6 protein-coding genes are annotated in these 7,770 nt (G+C 71.8%); 2 read left to right on the top strand and 4 right to left on the bottom strand.

What is annotated here, in order from left to right; genetic code table 11:
* Positions 1-322: 322 nt before the first annotated feature.
* The 4 genes from V7793_RS29245 to polA all read right to left on the bottom strand — a co-directional run bounded on the left by V7793_RS29245 (position 323) and on the right by polA (position 4,530).
* Complete coding sequence (locus V7793_RS29245) at positions 323-529, bottom strand: hypothetical protein (RefSeq protein WP_336011988.1); 207 nt, start codon at positions 527-529, stop codon at positions 323-325.
* Entirely contained in the window at positions 526-1,557 is a 1,032-nt protein-coding gene (locus V7793_RS29240; RefSeq protein WP_336011986.1) for a DUF3068 domain-containing protein, read from the bottom strand. Before V7793_RS29240 ends, V7793_RS29245 begins: the two co-directional genes overlap by 4 nt.
* Before the next feature lie 15 nt (positions 1,558-1,572).
* Positions 1,573-1,707 carry an SPW_0924 family protein gene (locus V7793_RS29235; RefSeq protein WP_336011984.1) on the bottom strand — a complete coding sequence of 45 codons (135 nt, stop codon included), beginning with the start codon at positions 1,705-1,707 and terminating at the stop codon, positions 1,573-1,575.
* A gap of 165 nt (positions 1,708-1,872) precedes the next feature.
* Positions 1,873-4,530, bottom strand: a complete 2,658-nt coding sequence (polA, locus tag V7793_RS29230; RefSeq protein WP_336011991.1) for a DNA polymerase I — start codon at positions 4,528-4,530, stop codon at positions 1,873-1,875.
* A gap of 306 nt (positions 4,531-4,836) precedes the next feature.
* Here polA and V7793_RS29225 point away from each other — a divergent pair, with 306 nt between their 5' ends.
* Both V7793_RS29225 and V7793_RS29220 read left to right on the top strand, forming a co-directional pair.
* A complete protein-coding gene (locus V7793_RS29225) occupies positions 4,837-7,119 on the top strand; it encodes an FdhF/YdeP family oxidoreductase (RefSeq protein WP_336011981.1) in 2,283 nt (760 codons plus the stop codon).
* Positions 7,120-7,245: 126 nt separating this feature from the next.
* Positions 7,246-7,707 (top strand): PaaI family thioesterase, encoded by a 462-nt coding sequence (locus V7793_RS29220; protein WP_336011977.1) that lies wholly within the window; start codon positions 7,246-7,248, stop codon positions 7,705-7,707.
* Positions 7,708-7,770: the final 63 nt, after the last annotated feature.

Below are 7,770 nucleotides of genomic sequence, written 5' to 3'. Positions count from 1 at the left end.
ACCGGCCGGGCCCGGCGAGGCACCGCCGGAAAGCACGTGTCCGGTTGCTCGCCGTCGCGGCGGAAGGATTCAGGCGAGCCGAAAGAGCGCCTGAACCCGCCGGAACACCCGGCTCCCGGCCCTCGCCCCCGCCGGCCCGCGCCCCTCGCCGGCATTCGGCGCCGCCGAAACGGCGGCGGCTCACCGCCCCCGGCCGGGTACCCACAGCACGGCGGCCCGCCGTCCCGGCGGAAGGGTTCCCGCGCACCTTTCTCTTCCGCCGGGACGGCGGGCCCGCTACCGGCCTCGCCCTCCGGAAGCGGCCCGGAGGGCGAGGCGTGCCTCAGGGGAGGTAGCGCTCGACCGCCGCCGCGCCCTTCTCCTCGATGAGCCGCTTCGCCCGCTCCACCCGTTCCGGTGTCACGTCCCGGCCGGACGCCATGACGAGGTCCTCGGGGTCGATCGGCCGTTCGCCCCCCGTGTACAGCCGCCTGGGCCGGGACGCGGTGGATCCGTCCTCGGTCTTCTCCTTCGTCGTCTTCTCCTTCACGGCGAGCCTCCTCTGCTCCGTGCGGCCCTTTTCCCCGGGGCCTGCCGCTCGGTTTTCCCTCCATCGTGTTCCTTTTGTCCGGTAAATGCACGACGAGGGCGGGCTCGGGCTTCCAGGAACAGGGCGAGGGCCAGCAGGACGCCGCCCAGACCGGCGCTCCCCCACGGCAGCCACGAGGTCAGCAGGAGCACGAGCCGCCGCTGGGAGGTCACGAGGGCGACGGTGGAGTCGACGTAGTCGGCGCGCATCTTCACGTGCCCGGCGAAGGCCGTGATCGGCTTCTTCTCCGGGTGCCCGGTCCAGCGCAGCTCCTCGCGGTGGATCTCCTCGCCGTTGACGGGGGCGCCGGTGACGGGGTCGACCCAGAACATGCGCCGGGTGGTGTACCAGCGCTCCAGCCCCAGCTGCCGGACGGTCTCGGGCGTCACTCCGAGGGGCATCCGCCTGGGCAGGGGGACCTGCGTCCAGGGGATGGTCTGCTCGAAGTAGTAGACGTCCAGGCCGCGGAAGGAGCGGGTGCCGCGGTAGTGGATGGGCGCGGAGGTGCGGGTCTGCATGTCGAAGTAGCGGTAGTCGCGCTTCTCCACGAGGAAGGGCCACTTGTATTCGATGCCGTCGCGCCGTACGGGCGTGTCGTCCACGTGCTCGCCGCCGGCGTGCACGGGCTGCTGGCTGTGGGCGTCGAAGACGTATCGCTCGGGTATCCGGGAGATCATCGCGCCGTCGGGCCCGGCCATGTGGGTGAGGGTGTCCCAGACGACGACGTCGCGGCCGGTCGCGCGGCGGACCTTGCGGGCCTCTTCGGCGTTGCCTTTGAGCGTCTGGACGAGGGTCACCTTGGGGACGGTCCGGGGCTCCATGCGGGCGTAGTCGACGAGGGTCGCGTCCTTCGCCTCCAGGACGGCGGCCTGGTAGCTGCCCGCCGGGACCTTGGCCAGGCGGGGGAAGGCGTACCAGCGCAGCAGCGGGGCGAGGGCCGCGAGGAAGACGGCCACCGCGAGAAGGACGAGGCTCGCTCTGCGGCGCACGGCGCGGCCGGCCCGTCAGGGGTGCGCGGGCGCGGAGGTGAGCAGGGGCTCGGGAGAGGTCTTCCCCTCGGGCGGGCCGATCGCGCTGACAGTGAGGACCAGGGCGAGGGCGGCGGCCAGTCCGACGGCCGCGGCGGCCAGTGCGCGCATGCGAAGCCTCCCGGCGGGATCACCCGTACCTGACGCATCGTCAGGAGAGGTGGGCACGGTAGCAACGCACGCGGCAGATGAGAACCACACGTACCGCCCCTCCCGCGTACGTACGGCCCCTCTCCTGCGAAAGGAGAGAGGCCGTACGCACACACGCGGGCACACTCAGTGCGCGGCGGACTCCCAGTCCCGGCCGACACCGACCGACACGTCCAGCGGCGCGCTCAGCGACACCGCCCCGGCCATCTCACGGCGCACCAGCGCCTCGACGGCCTCCCGCTCACCCGGCGCGATCTCCAGCACGATTTCGTCGTGGACCTGGAGGAGCATCCGCGAGGAGAGCTCCTCCGCCTCCAGCGCCTCGCCCACCCGCAGCATCGCGATCTTGACGATGTCGGCGGCCGTGCCCTGGATCGGGGCGTTCAGCGCCATCCGCTCGGCCATCTCACGACGCTGGCGGTTGTCGCTGTTGAGGTCCGGGAGATAGCGGCGGCGGCCGAGCATGGTCTCGGTGTAGCCCGTGGCACGAGCCTCGACGACGACCCGCTGCAGGTAGTCCCGCACGCCGCCGAAGCGCTCGAAGAAGGTGTCCATCAGCTTGCCGGCCTCGCCCGGGGCGATGTTCAGCTGCTGGGACAGGCCGAAGGCCGACAGGCCGTACGCCAGCCCGTACGACATCGCCTTGATCTTCCGGCGCATCTCCGGGTCGACCTCGGTCTTGGCCACACCGAAGACCTGGGAGGCGACGGTGGTGTGCAGGTCCTCGCCGGAGTTGAACGCCTCGATCAGGCCCTCGTCCTCCGACAGGTGGGCCATCACGCGCAGCTCGATCTGGCTGTAGTCGGCGGTCATCAGGGACTCGAAGCCCTCGCCGACGACGAAGCCGCGGCGAATGGCCCGGCCCTCGTCCGTCCGCACCGGGATGTTCTGCAGATTGGGGTCGGTGGAGGAGAGCCGGCCCGTGGCGGCCACCGTCTGGTTGAAGGTGGTGTGGATGCGGCCGCCGGGGGCGATCGCCTTGATCAGCCCCTCCACCGTGGAACGCAGCTTCGACTGCTCACGGTGACGCAGCATGATCACCGGGAGCTCGTTCTCCGTCTGCCCCGCGAGCCAGGCCAGCGCGTCCGCGTCCGTGGTGTACCCGGTCTTGGTCTTCTTGGTCCTGGGCAGGCCCAGCTCGCCGAAGAGCACCTCCTGCAGCTGCTTCGGGGAACCCAGGTTGAACTCGCGGCCCGCTGCGGCGTGCGCCTCCTGCACCGCCTGCTGCACCGCGGCCGCGAACTGCTGCTCCATGCGCTCCAGCCAGCCGCGGTCGGCGGCGATGCCCGCCCGCTCCATGCGGGCCAGCAGCGCGCTCGTCGGCAGCTCCACGTTGCGCATCAGCTCCGCCGCGCCGACCTCCTCCAGGCGCGTGGTGAACGCCGCACCCAGGTCGAGGACCGTACGGGCCCGGCCCATCAGCGCATCGGCCTCGGCCTGCTCGTCCGCGCCGAAGGCCAGCTGGCCGTCGCCCGCGGCGGCCGTGGCCAGCTCGCGGCCCAGGTACTCCACGGACAGGGCGTCCAGCGCGAAGGAACGGCGCCCGGGCTTGACCAGGTACGCGGCCAGCGCCGTGTCCATGCTGACGCCCTCGACGATCCAGCCGTGCTCGGCGAAGACCCGCATCGCGGACTTGGCGTCGTGCATGACCTTCGGCGCGCCCGCGTCCGCGCTCCACGCGGCGAACGCCCGCTCGTCGGCCTCGTCCAGCTCGGCGGGGTCGAACCAGGCGGCCGGGCCCTCGCCCGTCGCCAGCGCGATCTCCGCGACCCGGCCGCTGCCCAGCGACCACGAGTCGACCACGGCCACGCCGAGCGGAACCGAGCCGTGCCCGGCCAGCCACGGCGCCAGCTCGCCGGCGCCCAGCACCGCGCCGTCCACCTCGGCACCGGCCTCGGGGACGATCTCCTCCGCGGCCTCCCCACCGGGGTCGGCGGCCAGCAGCCGGTCCCTCAGGCCCTGGTTGCGGATCTCCAGGCCCTCCAGGAACGCGATCAGCGCCTTGCGGTCGTACGCCGCGCGGCGCAGCCCCTCCGGGCGCACGGGCAGCTCGACGTCGCGCACCATCTCCGTCAGACGACGGTTGAGCTTGACCGCCTCCAGGTGATCGCGGAGGTTCTGCCCGGCCTTGCCCTTGACCTCCTCGACCCGCTCGACGAGATCCGCGAAGGAACCGAACTGATTGATCCACTTCGCGGCGGTCTTCTCGCCCACGCCCGGGATGCCCGGCAGGTTGTCCGACGGGTCGCCGCGCAGGGCCGCGAAGTCCGGGTACTGCGAGGGGGTCAGGCCGTACTTCTCCTGCACCTTCTCCGGGGTGAAGCGCGTGAGCTCCGAGACGCCCTTCGTCGGATACAGCACCGTGACGTCGTCCGAGACGAGCTGGAAGGAGTCACGGTCGCCGGTGACGATCGAGACGTGGAAGCCCTCCGCCTCCGCCTGCGTGGCCAGCGTGGCGATCACGTCGTCGGCCTCGAAGCCGTCGACCGCGAACCGCGGCACGCTCATCGCGTCCAGCATGTCGCCGATCAGCTCCACCTGGCCCTTGAAGTCGTCCGGCGTCTTGGAACGCGTCGCCTTGTACTCCGGGAACTCCTCCGAGCGCCACGTCTTGCGCGACACGTCGAACGCCACGGCGAAGTGCGTGGGCTGCTCGTCACGCAGGGTGTTCGCCAGCATGGACGCGAAGCCGTACACCGCATTCGTCGTCTGGCCGGCGGCCGTCGTGAAATTCTCCGCGGGCAGCGCGAAGAACGCCCGGTACGCCATCGAGTGCCCGTCCATGAGGAGCAGGCGGGGGCGACCTCCCTCCGCTGCCTCGGTGCCGGTCGGTTCGTTCGTCTTCACTGCCTTTGCTGCCACGCCCCCGATCCTGCCACGGCCCACTGACAATCCCGTCCACGGCGACCTCGCCCCGCCACCCTCCGCCGCCCCGTGACAGGATCGGAGCCGTTACGCACAGACGCGCGCGCAGAGATCCGTACGCACAGACTCCGTATACAGAGATGCGTATACAGAGATCCGCACGGAAGATCCGTACGGAAGCCTCGTACGCGACAGTGCACCACCGACCGCTCAAGGGAGAGCGACATGGCAGGCAAGCCACCCACCGGCGACCCCGTCCAGGACGCACCGGACGTCACCGCCCCGCAGCACGCCGCGGCCGGACTGCCCGCCGTCGCCCACTCCCTGCGCATCGCCCACCAGCAGATGGGCGCACGCCGCACCGCCCTCACCCTGCTCAAGGTCAACCAGAAGGACGGCTTCGACTGCCCCGGCTGCGCCTGGCCCGAACCCGACAAGCGCCACGCCGCCGAGTTCTGCGAGAACGGCGCCAAGGCCGTCGCCGAAGAAGCCACGCTGCGCCGCGTCACCCCCGACTTCTTCGCCCGGCACCCGGTCTCCGACCTCGCCGGGCGCAGCGGCTACTGGCTCGGCCAGCAGGGCCGCCTGACCACGCCCATGTACCTGGCCGAGGGGTCCGACGCCTACGAGCCGGTCAGCTGGGAGCGCGCCTTCGACATCATCGGCGAGGAGCTGGCGGCCCTCGCCTCCCCCGACGAGGCCGTCTTCTACACCTCCGGCCGCACCAGCAACGAAGCCGCCTTCCTCTACCAGCTCTTCGCCCGCGAGTTCGGCACCAACAACCTGCCCGACTGCTCCAACATGTGCCACGAGTCCTCCGGCTCGGCCCTGTCGGAGACCATCGGCATCGGCAAGGGCAGCGTCCTCCTGGAGGACCTCTACAAGGCCGACCTGATCATCGTCGCCGGGCAGAACCCGGGCACCAACCACCCGCGCATGCTCAGCGCCCTGGAGAAGGCCAAGCACGGCGGGACGAAGATCATCACGGTCAACCCGCTCCCCGAAGCGGGCCTGGAACGCTTCAAGAACCCGCAGAACGCCCGCGGCCTCGCAGGCGGCGGCACCGCCCTGACCGACCTGTTCCTGCAGATCCGCCTCGGCGGCGACCAGGCCCTCTTCCGCATCCTCAACAAGCTCGTCCTGGAGACCGAAGGCGCCGTCGACACGGACTTCGTCCGCGAACACACCCACGGGTTCGAGGACTTCCGCGACGCCGCACTCACCGCCGACTGGGACGAGACCCTGCGGGCCACCGGCCTGAGCCGGGCGGAGATCGAGCAGGCGCTCGCCATGATCCTGGCCTCGAAGCGCACCATCGTCTGCTGGGCCATGGGCCTGACCCAGCACAAGCACGCCGTGCCCACCATCAAGGAGGTCGTCAACCTCCTGCTGCTGCGCGGGGACATCGGCCGCCCCGGCGCCGGCGTCTGCCCCGTCCGCGGCCACAGCAACGTCCAGGGCGACCGCACCATGGGCATCTTCGAGCGCCCCGCACCGGCCTTCCTCGACGCGCTGGAAAAGGAATTCGGCTTCACCCCGCCGCGCGAGCACGGCCTTGACGTCGTCCGCGCCATCCGCGCGCTCCGCGACGGACAGGCCAAGGTCTTCTTCGCCATGGGCGGCAACTTCGTCTCCGCCACCCCCGACACCGACGTCACCGAGGCCGCCGTACGCCGCGCCCGCCTCACTGTGCACGTGTCGACCAAGCTCAACCGCTCCCACGTGGTCACGGGCGCCCGCGCCCTCATCCTGCCCACCCTCGGCCGCACCGAGCGCGACCGGCAGGCCGGCGGCGAGCAGTTCGTCACCGTCGAGGACTCCATGGGCATGGTCCACGCCTCCCGCGGCGGCCTGAAGCCCGCGAGCCCCGGCCTCCTCTCCGAGCCCGCCATCGTCTGCCGCCTGGCCCGGCGCGTCCTCGGCGCCGCCTCCACCACCCCCTGGGAGGCCTTCGAACGGGACTACGCCACCATCCGCGACCGCATCGCGCGCGTCGTCCCCGGCTTCGAGGACTTCAACGCCCGCGTCGCCCGCCCCGGCGGCTTCACCCTCCCCCACGCACCCCGCGACGAGCGCCGCTTCCCGACCGCCACCGGCAAGGCCAACTTCACCGCCGCCCCCGTCGAGTACCCCCGCCTCCCCGAAGGCCGCCTGCTCCTGCAGACGCTCCGCTCGCACGACCAGTACAACACCACGATCTACGGCCTCGACGACCGCTACCGCGGCATCAAGAACGGCCGGCGCGTCGTCCTCGTCAGCCCCGAGGACGCCCGCGAGCTCGACCTCGCCGACGGCTCCTACGCCGACCTCGTCAGCGAGTGGACCGACGGCACCGAACGCCGCGCCGCCGGCTTCCGCGTCGTCCACTACCCGACCGCCCGCGGCTGCGCCGCCGCCTACTACCCGGAGACCAACGTCCTGGTCCCGCTCGACCACACCGCCGACACCAGCAACACCCCCGCCAGCAAGTCCCTGGTCATCAGGATCGAGAAGACGGAACGGGCGTAGCGGGCCCGGGGGCACGGGGGCGGGGCGCGGGCCGAAGAGAAGGACGGCCGGACCGGTTGACGGCGAGGCCGTTGAACTGAAAAAACGTTCACACCACAACGGCCGAGGGTGATCGGAGCACGACGCATGGGCGAGCACGGCAAGACCACGTTTCCGCAGGAGGTCCTGGACCAGTGGTCCGGCAGCGGGCTCGACCTGCCCGCCCTCTTCTCCGCCGGGCACCTCGGCGAGCGCATGAGCGTGCGGGTCGTCGAGGCCTCCCCGGAGCGCGTGGTCGGCACCATGCCCGTCGAGGGCAACACCCAGCCGTACGGTCTGCTGCACGGCGGCGCCTCCGCCGTGCTCGCCGAGACCCTCGGCTCCGTCGGCGCCATGCTGCACGGCGGTCCCTCCCGGATCGCCGTCGGCGTCGACCTCAACTGCACCCACCACCGGGGCGTCCGCTCCGGCAGGGTGACCGGCGTCGCCACGCCCGTCCACCGCGGGCGCACCACCGCCACCTACGAGATCGTCGTGACCGACGAGAACGACAAGCGCGTGTGCTCCGCGCGCCTCACCTGCGTCCTCCGCGACGCCGAGGCGGCCTGACCGGCGCCGGAGCGGCCTGACCGACGCCGGAGCGGCCCGACCGGTGCCCCGGCGCCGCGGCGC

The sequence above is a fragment of the Streptomyces sp. KLMMK genome, from assembly GCF_036961605.1.
Lineage (GTDB): Bacteria > Actinomycetota > Actinomycetes > Streptomycetales > Streptomycetaceae > Streptomyces > Streptomyces telluris.
This window is presented reverse-complemented; position numbering and strand designations above follow the sequence as displayed.